Annotated in this window: 19 protein-coding genes; 8 read left to right on the top strand and 11 right to left on the bottom strand. The window is 35.5% G+C overall.

The window, feature by feature from the left end; translation table 11 throughout:
* Nucleotides 1-155: 155 nt before the first annotated feature.
* Complete coding sequence (locus GMB86_RS00970) at nt 156-1325, top strand: FtsW/RodA/SpoVE family cell cycle protein (protein WP_155215893.1); 1170 nt, start codon at nt 156-158, stop codon at nt 1323-1325.
* 205 nt (nt 1326-1530) lie between these two features.
* On the top strand, nt 1531-2271 hold the full coding sequence (prpE, locus tag GMB86_RS00965) for a bis(5'-nucleosyl)-tetraphosphatase PrpE (protein WP_155215891.1): 741 nt from the start codon (nt 1531-1533) through the stop codon (nt 2269-2271).
* Here prpE and GMB86_RS00960 read toward each other — a convergent pair.
* Genes GMB86_RS00960 through GMB86_RS00950 form a run of 3 tightly spaced genes read right to left on the bottom strand, consistent with a single transcriptional unit; the run spans nt 2252 to nt 4678 of the window.
* A complete protein-coding gene (locus GMB86_RS00960; protein WP_155215889.1) occupies nt 2252-3172 on the bottom strand; it encodes an RluA family pseudouridine synthase in 921 nt (306 codons plus the stop codon). The genes prpE and GMB86_RS00960 overlap by 20 nt on opposite strands.
* Nucleotides 3173-3194: 22 nt before the next feature.
* On the bottom strand, nt 3195-4001 hold the full coding sequence (locus tag GMB86_RS00955) for an NAD kinase (protein WP_155215887.1): 807 nt from the start codon (nt 3999-4001) through the stop codon (nt 3195-3197).
* Between the two features lie 26 nt (nt 4002-4027).
* Nucleotides 4028-4678, bottom strand: a complete 651-nt coding sequence (locus tag GMB86_RS00950; protein ID WP_155215885.1) for a GTP pyrophosphokinase — start codon at nt 4676-4678, stop codon at nt 4028-4030.
* A gap of 234 nt (nt 4679-4912) precedes the next feature.
* Between GMB86_RS00950 and GMB86_RS00945 the strand changes: the two genes are divergently transcribed.
* Nucleotides 4913-5497 carry a CYTH domain-containing protein gene (locus GMB86_RS00945; RefSeq protein WP_155215883.1) on the top strand — a complete coding sequence of 195 codons (585 nt, stop codon included), beginning with the start codon at nt 4913-4915 and terminating at the stop codon, nt 5495-5497.
* On the top strand, nt 5497-6189 hold the full coding sequence (locus GMB86_RS00940; RefSeq protein ID WP_230458940.1) for a lytic transglycosylase domain-containing protein: 693 nt from the start codon (nt 5497-5499) through the stop codon (nt 6187-6189). Before GMB86_RS00945 ends, GMB86_RS00940 begins: the two co-directional genes overlap by 1 nt.
* 225 nt (nt 6190-6414) lie before the next feature.
* Here GMB86_RS00940 and GMB86_RS00935 read toward each other — a convergent pair whose 3' ends face one another.
* A complete protein-coding gene (locus tag GMB86_RS00935; RefSeq protein WP_155215881.1) occupies nt 6415-7641 on the bottom strand; it encodes an MFS transporter in 1227 nt (408 codons plus the stop codon).
* Between the two features lie 216 nt (nt 7642-7857).
* Between GMB86_RS00935 and GMB86_RS00930 the strand changes: the two genes are divergently transcribed.
* A complete protein-coding gene (locus GMB86_RS00930; protein ID WP_155215879.1) occupies nt 7858-8736 on the top strand; it encodes a LysR family transcriptional regulator in 879 nt (292 codons plus the stop codon).
* 271 nt (nt 8737-9007) lie between these two features.
* Here GMB86_RS00930 and GMB86_RS15895 read toward each other — a convergent pair whose 3' ends face one another.
* Nucleotides 9008-9142 carry a hypothetical protein gene (locus GMB86_RS15895; protein WP_268987276.1) on the bottom strand — a complete coding sequence of 45 codons (135 nt, stop codon included), beginning with the start codon at nt 9140-9142 and terminating at the stop codon, nt 9008-9010.
* A gap of 135 nt (nt 9143-9277) precedes the next feature.
* On the opposite strand from GMB86_RS15895, the gene GMB86_RS00925 reads away from it, so the two are divergent.
* Entirely contained in the window at nt 9278-9676 is a 399-nt protein-coding gene (locus GMB86_RS00925) for a globin domain-containing protein (RefSeq protein WP_155215877.1), read from the top strand.
* A gap of 13 nt (nt 9677-9689) precedes the next feature.
* Nucleotides 9690-10577 carry a DsbA family protein gene (locus GMB86_RS00920; protein WP_155215876.1) on the top strand — a complete coding sequence of 296 codons (888 nt, stop codon included), beginning with the start codon at nt 9690-9692 and terminating at the stop codon, nt 10575-10577.
* A 528-nt stretch (nt 10578-11105) separates the two neighbouring features.
* Here the strand turns inward: GMB86_RS00920 and pepF are convergent.
* The 4 genes from pepF to mecA all read right to left on the bottom strand — a co-directional run bounded on the left by pepF (nt 11106) and on the right by mecA (nt 17011).
* Entirely contained in the window at nt 11106-12920 is a 1815-nt protein-coding gene (pepF, locus tag GMB86_RS00915; protein WP_155215874.1) for an oligoendopeptidase F, read from the bottom strand.
* A gap of 120 nt (nt 12921-13040) precedes the next feature.
* Complete coding sequence (locus GMB86_RS00910; protein ID WP_155215872.1) at nt 13041-14261, bottom strand: competence protein CoiA; 1221 nt, start codon at nt 14259-14261, stop codon at nt 13041-13043.
* A gap of 241 nt (nt 14262-14502) precedes the next feature.
* Nucleotides 14503-16011 (bottom strand): cardiolipin synthase, encoded by a 1509-nt coding sequence (cls, locus tag GMB86_RS00905; RefSeq protein WP_155215870.1) that lies wholly within the window; start codon nt 16009-16011, stop codon nt 14503-14505.
* 322 nt (nt 16012-16333) lie between these two features.
* Entirely contained in the window at nt 16334-17011 is a 678-nt protein-coding gene (gene mecA / locus GMB86_RS00900; RefSeq protein WP_155215868.1) for an adaptor protein MecA, read from the bottom strand.
* A gap of 408 nt (nt 17012-17419) precedes the next feature.
* Between mecA and GMB86_RS00895 the strand changes: the two genes are divergently transcribed.
* Nucleotides 17420-18094 carry a TerC family protein gene (locus tag GMB86_RS00895; protein ID WP_155215866.1) on the top strand — a complete coding sequence of 225 codons (675 nt, stop codon included), beginning with the start codon at nt 17420-17422 and terminating at the stop codon, nt 18092-18094.
* A gap of 69 nt (nt 18095-18163) precedes the next feature.
* Here GMB86_RS00895 and spxA read toward each other — a convergent pair whose 3' ends face one another.
* Nucleotides 18164-18559, bottom strand: coding sequence for a transcriptional regulator SpxA (gene spxA / locus GMB86_RS00890; RefSeq protein ID WP_155215864.1), 396 nt, complete (start codon nt 18557-18559; stop codon nt 18164-18166).
* Nucleotides 18560-18866: 307 nt separating this feature from the next.
* Complete coding sequence (locus GMB86_RS15890) at nt 18867-18992, bottom strand: hypothetical protein (RefSeq protein ID WP_258311526.1); 126 nt, start codon at nt 18990-18992, stop codon at nt 18867-18869.
* Nucleotides 18993-19141: the final 149 nt, after the last annotated feature.

Here is a 19141-nt window from a genome sequence, read left to right as displayed (position 1 = left end):
CTATGTTTGCCAATTTTTTTAATAAGTAAAATATATATACTATGGACAAAAAAACGGATACATGAAACGAAGGTTTTATATTGCCATTTTTGTATGGCAAAGGATGATGATTAATTAATGAAGAGATCTACAACTTAGACAAAGGAAGTTCATTTATGTATAAGGATACTATTTTCTCAAAACTAGATTATACACTCGTTTTCACCGTTTTCTTGCTTTTTTGTACCAGTCTTATTGCCATTCATCAGGCTCCTTTAGACTTTAATCTTCGTCATATCAATTTTGTTAATAAACAAATTCAATGGTATGTGATCAGTGGGATCATGGCTGTGCTGATTATTTTGTTTGATTATGAACGTCTCAGACAGATACATTGGTTTTTTTATGGGTTTGGCATATTTCTATTATTGGGTATTTCAATGGCTCAATTCTTACATGTACCCGTGCCTTTTGTTCACCCAATTAAAGGAGCATGGAGCTGGTATCAATTACCCGGAATTGGTCAAATTCAACCGTCTGAGTTTATGAAATTATTTTTGATTATTTCAATGAGTGCCGTTATCTTCAATCATAATGAAACATACGCCGTAAGAACGGTGCGTGAAGATTTTCTATTGCTCGGGAAAATAGCTCTTGTCGCAGGACTTCCATTTTTACTTGTTCTCGCTCAACCAGACTTGGGAACAGCACTCGTCATGTTTGCCATTATCTTTAGTATCGTTATCATTTCAGGGATCAGATGGCAGTTGATTTTAACGATGGTCCTCTCTTTAATCGTTGGAGTGATTGCCTTTTTTATAGCTTGGTTTCAGTTCCCTTCGTTGATTGGATTAATTTTAAAACAACACCAAAGTGCGCGGTTTTATGGATGGCTTGATCCTTATAAATATACGAATGACCAAGGTTACCAACTCATCACCTCTCTAAATGCCGTAGGAACCGGACAATTGTTTAACAAAGGACTTGACCCAGCCGTATTCTTTCCGGAGGCTCATACGGACTTTATTTTTTCTGTTATAGCGGGAAGTTTTGGATTCATCGGTGCATCCATTGTCATTGCCTTATATTTTATCCTTATTTATCGTATGGTAAGAGCAGCTTCTCTAAGTCATGATCCATTTGGCAGCTATATGATTACTGGATTCATCGGTATGTTTACCTTTCAAATATTTGAAAACATTGGTATGACCATACAAGTCATGCCGATTACTGGCATCACGCTTCCATTTCTAAGTTATGGGGGGAGTTCATTATTAACCAGTCTTATGTCAATTGGACTCATCCTTAGTATACAAGCTAGAAAAAGGACCTATATGTTTTCTTAATATGAATGACACATGCTACTATTTGAAAAGGACATTAATTGGATGTTCTTTTTTTATTTCTCATTATTAATCCCGCATTAATGACGAGTCTTGACCCCCACCTCAAGGTAATGAGTGGAAGTTTCATTTTATTCTTCTAAATGGATCTATTTTGATCCATGATATAGGTAAATGATGAATAACATTTTGAAGGAGAGAATGATCTTTGAAATTTGATATTATTGGAGATATCCATGGGTGTTATGACGAGCTCATTCATTTACTTAAAGCAATGGGGTATGTGTGGGAGAATAACGTCTTTAAACATCCAGATCGTCGGAAAATAGTCTTTGTTGGAGATATAACGGATCGAGGGCCAGCTTCCCTTAATTGTATACGTCTTGTCTATGATTTAGTTCAATCTGAAAAAGCGATTTACGTACCTGGTAATCATTGTAATAAATTGTATCGTTACTTAATTGGACGAAATGTCCAAATAAAACATGGTCTAGAAACGACCGTGGCAGAACTTGAAAATCTTAATCCGCGTGAAAGAAAAATCGTCTCTCATTCTTTTCGCATGTTATATGAAACTGCCCCACTCTACACTGTACTAGATGAACAAAGACTTATCGTCTGCCATGCAGGAATTAGAGAAGATATGATAGGTAAAACAAGTAAAAAAGTGGAATCCTTTGTTCTTTATGGCGATATAACAGGACAAAAAGATATCAACGGATTACCTGAACGCCGTGATTGGGCTAAATCCTATACAGGCAAGGCATTGATTGTCTATGGGCATACCCCGGTTTCCGAACCAAGGTGGAAAAATAACACAGTAAATATTGATACAGGATGTGTGTTTGGTGGAAAATTAACGGCTTTACGCTACCCAGAACGTGAAACCATCTCTATTCCTTCTGAGCAACCCTTATTAAAAGAAAAATTTAGATCGTTTCCAGATTGATGTCTTCCCCAATTAAGGCGCGCATATCATCCGGGTAATTAGCTCGAAATAACATCGAATTATGGGTAAAAGGATGCACAAAACTTAGCTCAAAACTATGAAGAGCCTGTCTCTCGATATAATTTAACGACCCACCATAGATGTCATCACCAGCAAGTGGATGACCTAAATAGGAAAAATGGACTCTTATTTGATGTGTTCGGCCCGTTTTTAACTGGACCATCACTGTACTATGATTATGCTCTTCTTTAATAACTTTATAATGAGTAATGGCCGTTTTTCCGCCTTTTTCTACGACTGTTCTTTCAATTATACTCCCTTCTTTTCGACCAATAGGCGCATCAATAACACCTTGTTTTTTATCTAGTGATCCTTCTACAACGGCAATATAACGCCGATGTACAAGATGATCTAGCTGCATTTTAAAAAAAGCATCATGGGCATGCCGGTGCTTTGCGATAAGAATAAGTCCAGATGTATCTTGATCCAGTCGTGTAACCGTATGGACGGTATAAGCTAAATTTTGTTTTTCCAAATGAGCTAATACACCGTTAGCAAGACTATGAGTAGGATATCGATAGGAGGGAATGACGGGCATTTGACTTGGTTTATTGATAACAAGGAGATGCTCGTCTTCAAACACGATATCTAGCGGAAAAGGTGTAGCAACTAATGACGTACTCTTCTCTTCAGGAGGAAAAAGAATCGTTACCTTGTCTCCTTCTGAGAGCACATAACGAACAGTCTGGTGCACGCCATTAACAAGAAGATCGCCCCCATTAAACTTAATTGATTTTAGTGCTGATTTAGATATTTTTTGTTCTTGTAACAAATAGTTTTTTAAGAGCAGACCATCGAATTTGGGGCTTATGACGGTTTCAACTCGATACGGTTGTTTCATTTTTGAGATCCTTTCAAAACTTTTAAATGTCTTTTTTCTTACCTATAAATGAATCTCTCACTCTGTTCCAAAAAGGGAAAGAACGAATACGAGCAAACTGGATTTTCTCAGGTGCAACTCGGCAATGGATGGATTTGACGTCATTATGTACCAGAAAAATATGATCAATTGATATATGATATTTCGAATTTTTCAATGGGTATAATTTCAAGACATGTTCTTTCGGCATGACAAGTGGCGAACCAATGGTACGATAAACTCGATTATTAATCGAGGCCATTTCAGCCAATTGAATGGCTTCAATTGATGGATGGATAATAGCTCCTGTTAAGGACTTATTATAAGCTGTAGACCCAGACGGCGTTGAAATACATAAACCATCGCCTCGGAAAGTCTCAAACAAATCATCTTTTATTTTTATATCCATAACAACAGAACCAACTTCACTCTTCACTGTACATTCATTTAAAGCAAGATATCGTTCATCAGGCTTCCCATTGTGATACTTAATGACCACTTCCAGTAAGGGATATCGTACGATTCTTAGTGGATCATGAACGATTTTATAAACCAGTTCTTCTATTTCAGTTGTTCTCCAATCTGCATAAAAACCAAGATGACCTGTGTGAACCCCGACAAAAGCGATTTTCTGGAGTGTATTTAAATATTGATGAAAAGCATGTAATAACGTTCCATCTCCTCCAACTGTAATGACAATGTCTGGATTCACATCATCATATTCTATTTGGTAACCTTCGAAACAACGAATAATTTTATCTCTTGTTTCATTGGATCGATCATCACCCTTTGATTGGATTGCATATTTCATTCGTTTCACCCTCACTAATCATTATCTTAAATTTCATAAGGTCTTTTTATTTTATTATCTTTTTCTTGCTCTTTGGCTCTAAAATGTTGTTGAGCGATCTGGATTTCTTCCCTGATATTTGACATTTCCTCATCTAATCTAAAGGCTGCTTCTGCCGCACGCAATAGTCGTGTTTGAATTTCCTCAGGGATTCGTCCTTCATATTTATAATTTAAGGAATGTTCAATGGTTGCCCAAAAGTTCATTGCTAGCGTTCTAATTTGTATTTCCGCTAGAATTTTGTGTTCTCCATGAATCGTTTGAACAGGATAGTCGACAATGAAATGGAAAGAGCGATAACCGCTTTTTTTCTGCTCATCTATGTAATTTTTTTCCTCTATAATTTTAAAATCCGTTCGACTTCGAATCAACTTTATGACTGTATTAATATCATCAACGAATTGACACATAACCCTTACTCCGGCTATGTCTTGGATCTCACTTTGGATCTTATGAATCGGTATCCCCTTTTTTCTAGCTTTGTGCTGAATACTTGCAACTGGCTTAACTCGACCTGTAACAAATTCAATGGGTGAATGCTGTGATGCGACTTCATATAAATCACGATAGCCACGTAATTTTATTTTCAATTCATTTACAGCTTGTGTATAAGGGGCAAGAAACTCATCCCATTTCATTTGTACATCACCTCGGAACTATTTTGATCCATTTATTCGATAGGCTTATTTCAAGAAAATATGAACATAAAGGTTTTATCTTTCATCCATCAGATTCCCCTGTTTGACATTGTTTCTACCCCTTCATTATGGCATAATTATAGTAATCATTCCAAATTATTTAACAAGATTAGCCTATAAAAAAAGTTTTAAAATAACTTCCTTATTGTAAGGTGCTTATTAGGAGAGTTCAATATGAAGCAAGAAATTGAAATAGAATTTAAAAATATGTTGAACAAGGATGAATTTCATCATCTTTGTCAGGCATTTAATATCACAGCGGCAGGTTTTAAAAAACAGACAAATTATTATTTTGATACAGAGACGTTTGAATTGCGAAAAAAACAGACTGCACTACGAATTAGAGAAAAAAAAGATCAATTTGTTTTAACATTAAAACAGCCACATCCTAAGGGAATATTAGAAACCCATCAATCTCTAACAAATCAAGAAGCTAAGCAGATGATTGAAAGTGGGCAACTTCCAACTGGAGATGTTTCACTTTTATTAGTAGAAAACAACCTTATCACGCAACCGCTAAAATCTCTTGGAGCCCTTTTGACCTATAGAGCTCAATTCCCCTATTTAAATGGTGAACTCTTCCTTGACCATAGCCTTTACCTCGGAATTGAAGATTTTGAGCTTGAGTATGAAGCAAAAGAACGGCATGAAGGAAAAAATACCTTTACGCAGTTATTGAATCAATTTGGCATTCCAGAAAGATCAACATTGAATAAAATAGTAAGATTTTATAAATATAAAATGGGAGACTTATCATAATGTCAAATTCATTGTTACCTCAAATTTTGCAATATGGCTTGTTTCAAAATATGAACAATACGTTAACTCCAGTGAATAATGACTCATCCCCTTTTGAAAGTGAGAATCGTTCATCTTCTTTTTCAACACTTTTCAGTTTGATCTTAAATGCTTTAGAACAGAAAGAGAATCTGCCGTTACCGGACTCATCATCTTCCAGAACAGGGACAAATTTTCTATCAAATCAGCTTAATTCAAGTTATTATGGCAGTGATCCTTTATCGAACGTTGTTTCTACTACCAATAAACCTGCTACAGATTTTAATAAAATAGATGATAACACCATAAACAATCTTATTAATCAAAGTGCAATTAAGAATCAGGTTGATCCGAAACTCGTTCAATCCATCATTAAACATGAGTCTAGTGGAAATCCTCATGCAACGAGCCCAGCGGGTGCAAAAGGAGTGATGCAGCTTATGCCGACTACAGCTGCTTCTCTTGGCATTACCGATGCCTACGATCCTAAACAGAATATCGAAGGAGGTACAAAGTACTTAGGTGACCTTCTTAAGAAATATAATGGAAATAAGGAACTCGCACTAGCAGCTTATAATGCCGGGTCTGGTAATGTCGATAAGTACGATGGTATTCCCCCTTTTAAAGAAACCCAAAAGTATGTACGTCATGTTCTAGATACATATTATAGTTAAGGGCTAATTAGCAAAATCAAAAGATAACCAATTTAAAAAAGGATTGTTTGAAAAACTTTTTTTCGAACAATCTTTTTTAGTTTAATCAACCGATTAGTCAAGCACCAACACATTGTCCTTCTCATAAACTAACCAGGTCTTAGATTTGATGAATGTGTCCATATCTTTAGGATAATAAAGATCCTCAAGCCGGAATAAGCTTGAGGATCCTAGAGCGTCCTTATCCTAATTTCTAACAATACTTTTTTTCACTTGTAAGACCGACTTATGATGTTGAATATAAGACGTTGAGACAGAAAATAGTATCGCAATGACGAGAAGGACCACGATTAAAGCGATGACACCAATCCAACCAAAATGGCCAAGAAAAACGCCGCCTGTTGCTCCTACAAAACTAGATCCTGTATAATAAAATAAAAGATAGAGTGATGATGCTTGGGCTTTTTGACTTTTTCCCGCTAAGATTCCGACCCAACTGCTTGTTACTGAGTGTCCACCGAAAAAGCCAAAGGTGAAGAAGCCGAGACCAATAATTTTTAAGACAAGAGGGCTAGATAATGTCATAATAGCACCTATGACCATCAACATAATACTGAAGATGATGACATTTGGTCGGTCGTGGTGGTCGGCCATTCTACCCATGAAAGTCGAGCTAAATGTTCCTACTAAGTAAATAATAAAGATAAAACCGACCAGAGTTTGACTTAAGTTATAAGGTTCTGATGTAAGCAAAACTCCAATGTAGTTAAAGAGAGTCACAAACCCTCCCATAAGAATGAAACCTATCCCAAACAATAGTAATAAGCTGGGTTGTTTTAATGTTTGAATAAAAGTTCTGAGATTCGTTTTAAATGTACATTTTTTATTTGTAAAATGATGTGATTCAGGTAACATCATTTTAAAGAAAATCCCAATGATAAGACTAATGATACCGAGTATTAAGATGGCGACTCTCCAAGAAGCTAAATCAGTTAAGACACCTACAATTAAACGACCCGAAAGTCCACCCACACTATTCCCACTGACATAGATCCCAATCACAAGTCCCATCGTTTTTTTATCAAACTCTTCATTGATATAGGCCATTGCTATGGATGGAAAACCAGCAAGAACGGCTCCTTGTAAAAAACGTATGGCAATAAGTAAATATAAGTTTCCTGTTAATCCAACACAGATTGATAATACGGCGGAAAGAATAAGTGAAACAGTCATTAACTTTTTCCGATCAAATGAATTAGAAACAAACGAAAGAATGAGTAAAAATAAAGCCAGCGCTCCAGTACAGAAAGATAGCGATAAACTAGCTATTGTCGGTGTAACTTGAAATTGTTTTGCAATAAGAGGAATAACCGGCTGAGTACTATACAAATCAGCAAATGTAACAAAACTTCCCAGAAACAAAGCTATAATTGTTTTTTTGTAGGCTTTGTCTGCTGGTTTTATGTAATCCATTTTTTTCAATCCTTTCGCATCTTGTGAATTCTTACTACCTATGGTATGTTGTTTAATTGATAATGTCTAATATGTTCTTTGCATGTGATTGATGCATTTTATACATATGTATTTTTTTCCATTTTATTATTCAAGGGATCAGGATAAATCTTTAAACCAATCTGGCCGTTTTATATAAGATGAATTAAACTTAAATTGAATGGAGTGAACAAATCTATGGAGTGGCAGCAAATTGAATATTTTTATACTGTAGCTAAAAGCCAGCATATGACCCATGCCGCAGAAGAGCTTTCCATTTCTCAACCGGCATTAAGTCGGTCTATCTCGCGTTTGGAAGATGAACTTGGTGTTCCATTGTTTCAACGACAAGGTAGAAATATTATTTTAAATCGTTATGGAAAACTCTTCTTAAATCGTGCTGAAAGGATATTGCGAGAATTTGAAGAAGGAAAACAAGAAATTCAAGATCTTTTAGACCCTGAGTTCGGAGAAATTTCTCTAGGGTTTTTACATACATTAGGGATCAACATTATTCCTGACATGGTTAGAACGTTTCATCAACATTATCCTAAGACTAAAATTAAATTACATCAAAATGATAGTGCATCCTTATTACATGATGTAGTATTAGGTGAAATTGATCTATGCCTCGTTAACCCTGTTGATGAGAAATTGAATGTTCATTGGGAAAACTTATGGAATGAAGAGCTGTTTGTTATGGTTCCAAAAAATCATCGTTTAGCTAAATACGATACAATCACATTTGAAGAAATTAAGGATGAACCTTTTATCTCTTTAAAAGAAGGTATCGCCCTTCGCTCTATTACAAATAAACTTTGTGATGAAGCTGGTTTTGTTCCAAACATGACCTTTGAAGGTGAAGAGATCACAACCATAGCGGGACTCGTGGCAGCTGGTCTCGGTGTAACCCTTATTCCTGATTCTAGGGAAATTGATAGTATTCCACTTGCCAAGCTACGCGTTCGCTGGCCAAACTGTGAGAGACAAATTGGTCTCGCTTGGGGAGAAAATCATTATATGTCACCCGCAGTGAAAGCGTTTCGCTCTTTTATTTTTGAACATTATCAGAGATAAAGTTTGATCAATCTAATTTGATCAAACTTTTTTTATCTTTAAAAACCCAAATCCTTCTTTTGTATTGTGATGAAGAGTCTTTTAGTCTTTGCTTGCATCAAGTACCTCCGGTTCGAGGCAACCGTTGTGGGGGAGCGCAAACGGCTCTTCGATGGGGTGGCATCTCCTTTCCATCTGCTCTCTTCGTTCGCACTTGCTTCGCAAGTTCTAGATACAAATCCTAAACGATTCGCCATGCAAGCATGGCTCGGTCTTGATACATACGGTTGCATCAAGCACCTTCGGTTCGAGGCAACGTTGTGGGGGCAAACGGTTCTTCGATGGGGGTGGCATCTCCTTTCCATCTGCTCTCTTCGTTCGCACTTGCTTCGCAAGTTCTAGATACAAATCCTAAACGATTCGCCATGCAAGCATGGCTCGGTCTTTTTAGGGTTTGTATCTAAGATGGAAAGGAGATGGGGCTTCGAGTAGATTGTTTGCTCTTGTGGTGTTAGGTTGATAAAATGTAGTTAAAAGAAATGATATTGGGGATAGATATATAATGAATAGAGAAATGCAATCTCCTTTTGAGGCGATTGGTGGGGGGAAGGTTGTGGAGCGTTTGGTCAAAACGTTTTATTCGCGAGTTCGTGTTCATCCAGATCTTGCACCACTTTTTCCGGATGATTTGACTGAAACGATGAGAAAACAGACTCAGTTTTTGACACAGTTTCTCGGAGGACCTTCTCTTTACTCTCATGAACATGGTCATCCTAGACTTCGGGCTAGACATTTAAGATTTCCGATAAGTCAAATTCAAGCGAATGCTTGGTTAGATTGCATGTCAAAAGCATTAAATGATGTCATTATTGATTCTGAATGGCGCGAAAGATTACTTGAACGTTTTACGTTAACTGCACATCACATGATAAATCAGCCTGCATCGAAAGACGACATCTAAGAGGTGAGTTCACATGAATAATACTTATATAGGTTCGATATGTGAGGGCACTCCTGGAAACTTCACTTGTTCAACAATAACCAAATCGAATCAACATAAACGTGTTGAAATATATGCCTTTATTGATCCTCTTTGTGCCGAGTGTTGGGGGCTTGAACCCGTTATAAAAAGACTGCACATCGAATATGGACAATATTTTACTTTTAGATATTTAATAACTTTAAAGAAACGTGATTTAGATAACCCAAAGCAATTATATAAAATGGCCGAGCATTGGAATAAAGTTGCACAATTAACGGGGATGTTTTCAGATAGTGATGTGTGGTTCGAAAGTCCTCCATGTGCTTCAAATATTGCTTTAGCTATTAAGGCCGCAGAATTTCAAGGTCGAGCTGCTGGATTACGCTTTTTAAGACGGATTCGTGAACAAATCTTTATATGCAAGAAAAGCTTCCATCGTTATGATGAATTTATTGACGTTGCCAAAATGGCTAAGTTAAATATTGAAGAGTTTGTTAGCGATATGATTTCAAAACGTCCTGAAAAAGCCCTTCTTTGCGATAAACGTTTTTCATACGAAATGGAAATTGAAGATTTTCCCACATTAGTTTTCTTTAATACAGACACAGATGAAGAAGGAATCAAAATACCTGGCCGCTATAATTACGATATTTATGTACAAGTGCTAACAGAGATGCTAGGTGAAACTCCCATACCACAATCTCCTCCTTCTCTTGAAAAATTTGTGAAAAAACATCCATTTATTGCGACTAAAGAATTGGCTACCATTTATAATCTGAGTGAGCAAAGTATTCGCTGTAAAATGAAAAAACTAAAATTAAAACAAATCGTTGAAGAAGTCCCTTTAAAGTTTGGAAGTTTTTGGCGTTATATTAATTAATCTCTTTGCATAAATATGTGCATACAGAAATGCAGAAACATGGTTAGCTATTTGTCTTGCTTGTTTCTGATTCTAAAACATAGAGGAAAAGTGATGTGATATAACGTGAGACGACTACTTCAACTTCTCTTTACTTTTTTAACATTATTAACATTTGGATTCTATTTTCTAGGCTTAATGCATTTAAAACCTCTTTTCTTTGTTGGGCTTCTCTTTTTCACTTCATTATTAATCACTATTTATCTTTGGACAAATTACCCTAAACACAAAAAGGATAAATTGATTAAACCTTTCGATAAAACCTCCTTAACAAAAAGTAACAATGGTATGGAAAAACAATTGTGATTAACTGTCTTAAAATTTGAGTCAATATTACTTCAATCAGTGGGGTCAATACTCGCTATTACTTCGGGACAAAGATGAATTCCATTAAAACTACTCTTATATATTTTTTACGAGGTTTTTCGTTTTAAAAAAAGTTGAAAAAGGACACCCATGCAAGCATGGGTGTCCTTTTAGCCTTATTTTTTAACCAAATAATAATTTTTCTGTTTCATCTAGGACAGATTCGAAGACTTGCATGGCTTCTTCGATTGGTTTAGAGGTTGTCATATCCACTCCTGCCCCTTTCAACACTTCAATTGGATAATCTGAGCTTCCAGCTTTCAGATAGTTTTTGTAGCGCTCAACAGCAGGTGCACCTTCTTCTAAGATTTGTTTTGATAGTGCTGCAGCGGCGCTGTAACCTGTAGCATATTGATAAACATAAAAGTTGTAGTAGAAATGCGGAATTCTTGACCACTCAAGTCCAATTTCTTTATCCACTACAAGATCTTTTCCAAAATAACGTTCATTAAGTTCATAATAAACGGATGTTAATAATTCCGGTGTTAAGGCTTCACCAGCAGCCGCTTTCTCGTGAATTGACTGTTCAAACTCTGCGAACATCGTTTGACGGAAGACCGTCCCTTTAAAACCTTCTAGTTGATTATTAAGTAAATATAATTTTTTCTTTTTGTCATCTGTTTCATTTAATAAGTAATGGTTAAGTAGAGCTTCGTTACAAGTCGATGCCACTTCCGCTACAAAAATGGAGTAATTTGCATATGGATAGGGTTGATTTTCTCTTGTATAGTAACTATGCATGGAATGTCCAAGCTCATGGGCTAGTGTAAATACATTATTGACGTTATCTTGCCAATTCAACAAGATATATGGCATCGTACCATATGTACCAGAAGAATATGCACCACTTCGCTTGTTTTTTGTTTCTCTTACATCAATCCAACGACTTTCATAACCTTTTTTTATGATATTCGTGTAATCCTCACCTAAAGGTGCGAGACCTTTTAATACTATTTCTTTTGCTTCTTCATAGGGTATTTGCATTTTAACATTTTTAACCAATGGCGCATATAAGTCATAGATGTGAAGTTCATCCAGCTCTAAGGCTCTTTTACGTAAGCTGACATAGCGGTGAAGCAAATGTAAATTATCATTGACTGTTTTTACAAGATTTTCATAAACAGCTTCAGGGATATTATTTCCTGAAAGAGCTGCAGCCCGAGCTGAAGGATGATTTCGTACATTAGCATAAAAGTTATTGCGCTTAACTTGGCCACTAAGCGTGCTTGCAAACGTGTTTTTAAAAGAACCATAAGTGGAATATACAGCGTCAAACGCATCTTTTCGAACTCTACGATCTTCACTTTCCATGAATTTTGAATAACGGCCATGAGTAACTTCGATTTCTTCACCGTTTTCATCTTTAATTTCAGGAAATTTTAGATCCGCATTATTTAACATACCAAAAGTATTTGACGGATTACTTGTCACTTCACTTGCTTGAGCAAGTAAGGCCTCTTTTTCTTCATCTAAGACATGAGGACGCATCCTTGTGATGTCATCTAATCCATGTCGATATAATTGCAAATCTTTATTTTCATCTAAAAATCGAGCCAATTTTTTTTCATCAATATCAAGGATTTCAGGAACGGCGTAAGCTAATTTACTCCCCACCATCGTCGCCAAATTTCTGACGCGGTCATTCAAGGCTTGATAGGTTGAATTTGCGGTATCACCATCTGCTTTCATGTGCGAATACGCAAATAGCTTGTTTAGAATAAGATCAAGTTCATCTTGTTTTTTTAACATGTTAAAAAGTGTATCCGGGCTCTCTCCAAGTTTTCCTTTGAAAGATTCAAGTTCTGGAATAAGTGACTTCACTTTCTCAAAATCACTTTCCCATTCATCGACTGACGGATAGATCGCTTCTAAATTCCATTTTTCATTTTCAGGTATTTGATCTCTTGTTGGTAATGATTTTTTAGATTCCTCACTCATAAAAGCACCTCCGCAACAATTAGGAATATATATGGACTTGTACCACATACATAAAAATGGACTAAAATATTCCTTATTTTTATACTACTTCATTTTTATTATATACACAAAGAATTAATGTTATTTATGTTTATTATGAAGGTTACGCAGAATTTCAATATCTTTTTGTAAAAGAGTTTCAATCGGTGCCCTGTCATAATTGGGCCAATCCGGATGAATAAAAAAATTATTTTCAACTTTGTATAAAACCCTCAAATAACAAAGCTGATTCAAATATACTTTAATGACGAATTCGAGACTTGGGGCAAAGATATTTTTACGTTCCCGAAGAATCCCTTTTTGAATACGGTCTTTCATTTCCTCAATAATTCTTTTTATTGATAGGTGTTCATGAGATTTCGTATTATTGATATAACGGAGAAAGATCCAATATTGCCAATGTATGGGGGATGTTTCTAAACGAATATACGAATAATGCGGTAAGCCGATAAAACTTGGAAATTGGCTATATACTCTATTCTTCTTATAACAGAGGGTACGAATATAATGTTCAGTTGAGCTCGTATATTTACGGGGAATTAGCCGTTCACGTTGTTTGTGTTTGTTCCACACGTTCATTAGCGGTTTTGGTAAATGGCTCAATGGCATGGTAAAAAGATGGTTTGGGTTAATATGATTCATCATAATATCTTTACGTTCTGAAATAAATTGTGTAGGTGTCAAAGGGATAATATGATAGATATAAGTGAAGATTTTTGACGAAGGATTGAAAAATAGGAGCTTATAGGGTGAAACAAAAGGAGATTGATTTAAGTTTTGAGAAACTGATTGGTAATGCATCATCATCAGATCCATCTGTGATAACTTAATTTTTAATCCTTTCCGCTTGAGTCGGTTCTCCCCAAGTATCCAAACGCTGGCCAGTTTTTCTTGATGATAACCTTTGATTCTTCTTGTTATAATCTCCAAAGACATATTACTACATTGATACTCAATAGCTACACGTTTCTGAGGTAAATAAAGATCTGGCCTTTGATGTAACTCAGGTAAATAATGTTCCAATATGGGTGCATGGTGATACGTCTCAAACCAAGCAAAAAGTTCTTTTTTCCCTTTGAGATGCCGCTCCGACTCTGCTTCACATTGAGTAAGTGTACACGGAAGATGATAATGATGGGCAAAATGCCAAATCTTTTTTTGTCCTAATTTGAGGATAACTTTTTGTTTGCAGACCGGACAATAAAACTGAGTGGATTTTCTTAGAGAGTGGAGAAATTCAGGAGTATAAATTGGCGTGACTAATGAAACAACTTGACCTTTACTCGTATGGGCAACGAGCATTTGATCACATCCTTACAGAGGTATACTTTAGTTTAAGGGGTTATTAGAGGAAAATACTAAATATCTTACATATCTATATTCTTCGAAAAAAGCTGAATCCCTCCTAACTATAACCGATTTTTTATTAACTTTTGGTTAATGGCTATAAAGTAGGAATTCAAACGATATGATATAAGCAAATATAATCGACGCAGCCAGTTTTACCAAAGCTTAAAAAAACCCTAGTTTTAAACTAGGGTTCTTAAAGCAGTGGAGAGAGTAATCTAGACGTCGATTCTACCACTCTGAAAAGTATGGATCGCTTACTAAAATCTTCTTGATCAATTTCATTTGAATTCTCGAAGTCGTCAGTGAAATCAATCACAATGTCTAAAATGCTCTCTGTTTTATAAAGAAAAGCATTCACTTCAAAATTCAAATGAAAACTTCTCATGTCCATATTTGCTGTTCCAATGGAAGCCAATTCATGATCAACAACGATTAATTTACTGTGCATAAAGCCGTCCTTATAGGCAAAAATTCGTACACCTGCTTCCAATAAATCAGGAAAATAAGATCGACTGGCATAATAAACGATTTTCTTATCTGGATGCCCTGGTACGAGAATGCGTACATCAATATCTGATAGAGCTGCTACTTTTAAAGCACTTAGGATATCTTCATCTGGAATTAAATAGGGAGAAGCTATCCAAATGGATTTTTTAGCTGAGGTAATCATGGAGAAGAATATATTTTTGATTTCTTCCCATCGACCATATGGTGATGAAGCGATCATCTGCACAGCCCCTCGGTGAATTGAACCCGTCCGTTTAGGTTTTAGATAGACATCATCAACTATGGCATGGCCAGTCATGTAAAACCAATCTTGCAAGAAAACCAACTGTAGACTCTGTACCCCTTCTCCTTTTACTTTCAAGTGGGTATCGCGCCAAAAACCATACGCTTTATTTCTTCCTAGGTATTCATCCCCTATATTCAATCCCCCAATAAAACCAACCTCATTATCAATGACAATGATCTTCCTATGATTTCTAAAATTAATTTTATTATTTAAAACAGGAAGTTTTACAGGAAAGAAAGGAATAATGTCAACGCCCGCTTCGGTTAATTCACGAATAAAACTTTTAGATAAACGCCAGCTGCCAACAGCATCAAACATAAAGCGAACAATGACACCCTCCTGTGCTTTATTGATCAATGCATCTTTAATCTTATTACCAATATGGTCGTTCCGCACGATGTAATATTCAATATGAATATGATGTTTAGCGTTACCTATGGCTTTCAGTATGGCTGAAAAGGTTTGCTCTCCATTCGTTAAGATTTTGGTATCTGTCGCAAATGAAACCGGATACGCTCCAAGTTTTTGAGCAAGATTCATTAATGCCCGATGATGATAGTCCAGATTATCAAGTTTACTTCTCTCAACAGTCATCGAGGGTTCTTCATGGAATTGTTCAATATCATCTAAAAAAGCGTGCTTTTGGAACAACCGTTTCTTCCTTGCACTCTTTCCAAAGACAATATAAAAAATAAATCCGACGACAGGGAAAACAACTAAGACAAGAAGCCAAGTAATCGTTCGTGAGGGCTGTCTATTTTCTAAGAAAATCACAATAGCAATGAAATAAACAGTTAATGTAATCCCAATATTTAATGATTCTAATAACCATCTTTGCCAATCTTGGACGAAAAGTAATAAAATAAAAATACCAATAACTAAAGCTAATAATTGTAATTTACGCTTCATGGTGGATCTCCTTCACTACAATGACAAGACTCTGCATACATATTGTACCCCAATAAATCTTAGAAGGAAATGTGATTGCATTTGCCTAGTTTGTTAGCGCTGTCATAAGGGATTAACTTCAATCAGTGGAAATTTTTTGATCTCACTGATTGAAATCCTGAACTAATCGGGCTCATACGGGTGTGATCCCCCACCTTGGATTACTCTGTTGCACTCGTTACATTGAAGTTGGGTTCAAACGTTAATAGCGATAAAAATAGACGACCTTAACGCTAAATTTTTAGGCCGCCATGAATTTAACTACAAATCCTGTTTGTTATAATTATTTTGTAAAGCTTTTTCTGATATTTGATAAAACGTCTTTTTCTAAGACCAGTTTCCCGTATTCTTGTAAATAAGCTAATGTACGATTGGTTTCAAAACCATATTCTAAAATAATACTTAAACAATTGTCTTGATCGATTTCTTCTAAGAAGTCATTAAATTCAACATTTAAGAAATAATGATTGTCAAAGGCATAGAGTGACGTGTTAAATAAGTTATTCTCTACAAAAACTTGACTTAAGGAAATTAGGTCTTCGAAATCCTTAAAACAGATCACGAACGCTAATGATTCAGCTTCATTTGCACGATCTTCTTGTTCATCTTTGCTATCTATTGTTAGTTGTTCATTAATCAATTGTTCAAGCCCATCTTTAACAGGTATATCGAGATGTTTTTCAGGAGAGATAGGTAATTCAAGGTTAGTACCATCCTGAGATACCTTGGCTCTTGTAACAATAATCTCCATACCCTTCTCTAATGCCTGAACTTGAATCCATAATGGACCCTCAAGTGGAAACGATTCTTGATTATGGGCTTCATCCATCATTTGCCAAAACAACTCTTCGCTTCTTTCTCGATTGTACCAGATTTCTTCTCTGTCAAAACCTCTTGTCTCTATATCTAGATAACTAATATAAAACTTCAATGTATTCTCATTAATTCTTTCAATTTTCATAGTAACTCTCCCTTCCTTAATGTATTGTGGGGAGCAACGATTCCATAAAGGGACAACATCGTCATCTTGTACTTCTATTGTATGATAAATCTTCCCCAAATGAAATAAAAAAGATTGTAATTTCTGATAATCCACGTTTGCCCTTATTAAGTTGTGGAGGCTAAATGAAAAAGTTGTGTACGTCACACCTACGCTATTTTCACCGCCTTTGTTTTTCATTAACTCCATTTATAGGGATAATGCACCTTTCTTCATAGTACTTATCCAATACAAGGATTATGCATGTATCATCCGGAATAATTAAAATATATTGTTTATGATAATTTAAAAGTAATCATTATAAACATTGACATGAATAAGGACAAGTCAGCATATGCTAAACCATACATAAGAAAGGAGCTTTATGATATGTCTGTCGATCTCCTCTCCATTTTAAATATCATATTTATAGATATTATCCTCGGTGGTGACAATGCGGTCGTCATTGCTTTAGCTTGTCGACGATTACCTGAAACTAAACGAAATAAAGCCATCTTTTTAGGCACAGGTCTTGCAGTTATTTTAAGAATCCTCCTTACAGCTGTGTTAGTTTCATTGCTAAATGTCCCGTTTCTTTTGTTTATTGGAGGCATCTTTTTAATTATTATTGCAATAAAATTATTAATTAATCACGATGAAGGTGTAAATGTACGTGCTGGTCAATCTCTATTTAGTGCTGTGCGAACCATTGTATTTGCAGACCTTGTCATGGGACTTGATAATATTTTAGCTATTGCTGGAGCTTCCAAAGGACACATCGGATTGGTCGCCATTGGTTTAATCTTCTCTGTTCCGATCATTGTATGGGGAAGTAAGCTTATTCTTATCGCTATGGAAAAAATTCCGGGATTAACTTATATTGGAGGAGGCGTGCTAGGATATACCGCCTCTGAGATGATTACAGAAGAACCAAAAATCCAGTTTATCTTTGAAAACAATCCGCACTTACAACATATACTGATGACGAGCATTATTGTTAGCATTTTGATCTTCGGTTGGGCTGTAAATGTAATAAAAAATAGAGGACATGAAAGGCGCACATAATATACAGTGAGTTCATATATATACTAAAATAGCAGGACATTCACTTGAGGAATGCCTGCTATTTTTAAATTAATTGACAAGACGTTGTGCTTCCTTTAATTGAAATGTGCGAACTTTTCTTGGTAAGAAACGACGAATCTCATCATCATTATAGCCTACTTGAAGTCGTTTATCATCAAGGATGATCGGTCTTCTAAGCAAACCAGGATTTTCGCTTATCAATTCATATAAATCTTGAATTGACATGGCATCTAATTGTATATTTAATTCTTGAAATGCTTTCGAACGTGTTGAGATAATTTCATCTGTTCCATCTTCTGTCATGCGAAGTATTTCTTTTATTTCTTCGATTGATAAAGGTTCCGAAAAGATATTTCTTTCTTGAAAAGAGATGTTGTGTTCCTTGAGCCATGCTTTAGCCTTTCTACAAGACGTGCAACTCGGTGACGTATATAAAGTGACCATTGTTCACCCTCCTTAAAGGACTTATCACTTACTCTCTAGACTACCTTTTAATATTATTATATTATAATATTTCTAATTTGGCTAGTCTATATTTTTCTTTAAAAAATTAATTTTTAACTGACTTTATTATAATTGTTTAACTAATACCCCTTCTTCCTTAAGAATAAACTCTTATTATATATTTTTTATGAATATATCGTTGAATAATTAAATAAATATAAATATGGCTATTAAGGAATTCCTAACGATAAAATTGGAATTTTTATAAAGAATATTAAAGATAAAAAAAAGAGACCTTATCAGTCTCTTAAGCAGGTAATTTACTGCTAGATGCAGGTGTTTCTTTAGTTTTTGGTTGCCAATGTCCTAATTGTTCTCTAAGCCATTTTTTTAGTGCGTTTTTTCTTTTCCGAATAGCTGTTTTATGTTTCATTTGGTTCGCCTCCTTTTCAGACGAAATAGCCTTTTCTCCCAAGATGCAGCATTTGATTTAATTCTATTGTCAACCCTTTTATCGGAGCCTGTCAACCCCATATCCTCATCATTTTCAAAAAGATAAACCTTTTCTCAATAAGCTTCAAT

It is taken from the genome of Terrilactibacillus tamarindi, from assembly GCF_009718825.1.
GTDB classification, from domain to species: domain Bacteria; phylum Bacillota; class Bacilli; order Bacillales; family Sporolactobacillaceae; genus Terrilactibacillus; species Terrilactibacillus tamarindi.
The sequence above is the reverse complement of the archived record's forward strand: the minus strand, read 5'-3'. Positions and strand labels throughout refer to the sequence as shown.

Coding starts and splice junctions, on each gene's coding strand:
- GMB86_RS00960 (WP_155215889.1), bottom strand. CDS start 3,172: ATGAAACAACCGTATCGAGTTGAAACCGTCATAAGCCCCAAATTCGAT.
- GMB86_RS15895 (WP_268987276.1), bottom strand. CDS start 9,142: ATGGCGAATCGTTTAGGATTTGTATCTAGAACTTGCGAAGCAAGTGCG.
- GMB86_RS00895 (WP_155215866.1), top strand. CDS start 17,420: ATGTCTGTCGATCTCCTCTCCATTTTAAATATCATATTTATAGATATT.
- spxA (WP_155215864.1), bottom strand. CDS start 18,559: ATGGTCACTTTATATACGTCACCGAGTTGCACGTCTTGTAGAAAGGCT.
- GMB86_RS00935 (WP_155215881.1), bottom strand. CDS start 7,641: ATGGATTACATAAAACCAGCAGACAAAGCCTACAAAAAAACAATTATA.
- GMB86_RS00950 (WP_155215885.1), bottom strand. CDS start 4,678: ATGAAATGGGATGAGTTTCTTGCCCCTTATACACAAGCTGTAAATGAA.
- pepF (WP_155215874.1), bottom strand. CDS start 12,920: ATGAGTGAGGAATCTAAAAAATCATTACCAACAAGAGATCAAATACCT.
- GMB86_RS00945 (WP_155215883.1), top strand. CDS start 4,913: ATGAAGCAAGAAATTGAAATAGAATTTAAAAATATGTTGAACAAGGAT.
- GMB86_RS15890 (WP_258311526.1), bottom strand. CDS start 18,992: ATGAAACATAAAACAGCTATTCGGAAAAGAAAAAACGCACTAAAAAAA.
- GMB86_RS00940 (WP_230458940.1), top strand. CDS start 5,497: ATGTCAAATTCATTGTTACCTCAAATTTTGCAATATGGCTTGTTTCAA.
- GMB86_RS00955 (WP_155215887.1), bottom strand. CDS start 4,001: ATGAAATATGCAATCCAATCAAAGGGTGATGATCGATCCAATGAAACA.
- GMB86_RS00925 (WP_155215877.1), top strand. CDS start 9,278: ATGAATAGAGAAATGCAATCTCCTTTTGAGGCGATTGGTGGGGGGAAG.
- GMB86_RS00920 (WP_155215876.1), top strand. CDS start 9,690: ATGAATAATACTTATATAGGTTCGATATGTGAGGGCACTCCTGGAAAC.
- GMB86_RS00910 (WP_155215872.1), bottom strand. CDS start 14,261: ATGCTCGTTGCCCATACGAGTAAAGGTCAAGTTGTTTCATTAGTCACG.
- GMB86_RS00930 (WP_155215879.1), top strand. CDS start 7,858: ATGGAGTGGCAGCAAATTGAATATTTTTATACTGTAGCTAAAAGCCAG.
- GMB86_RS00970 (WP_155215893.1), top strand. CDS start 156: ATGTATAAGGATACTATTTTCTCAAAACTAGATTATACACTCGTTTTC.
- cls (WP_155215870.1), bottom strand. CDS start 16,011: ATGAAGCGTAAATTACAATTATTAGCTTTAGTTATTGGTATTTTTATT.
- mecA (WP_155215868.1), bottom strand. CDS start 17,011: ATGAAAATTGAAAGAATTAATGAGAATACATTGAAGTTTTATATTAGT.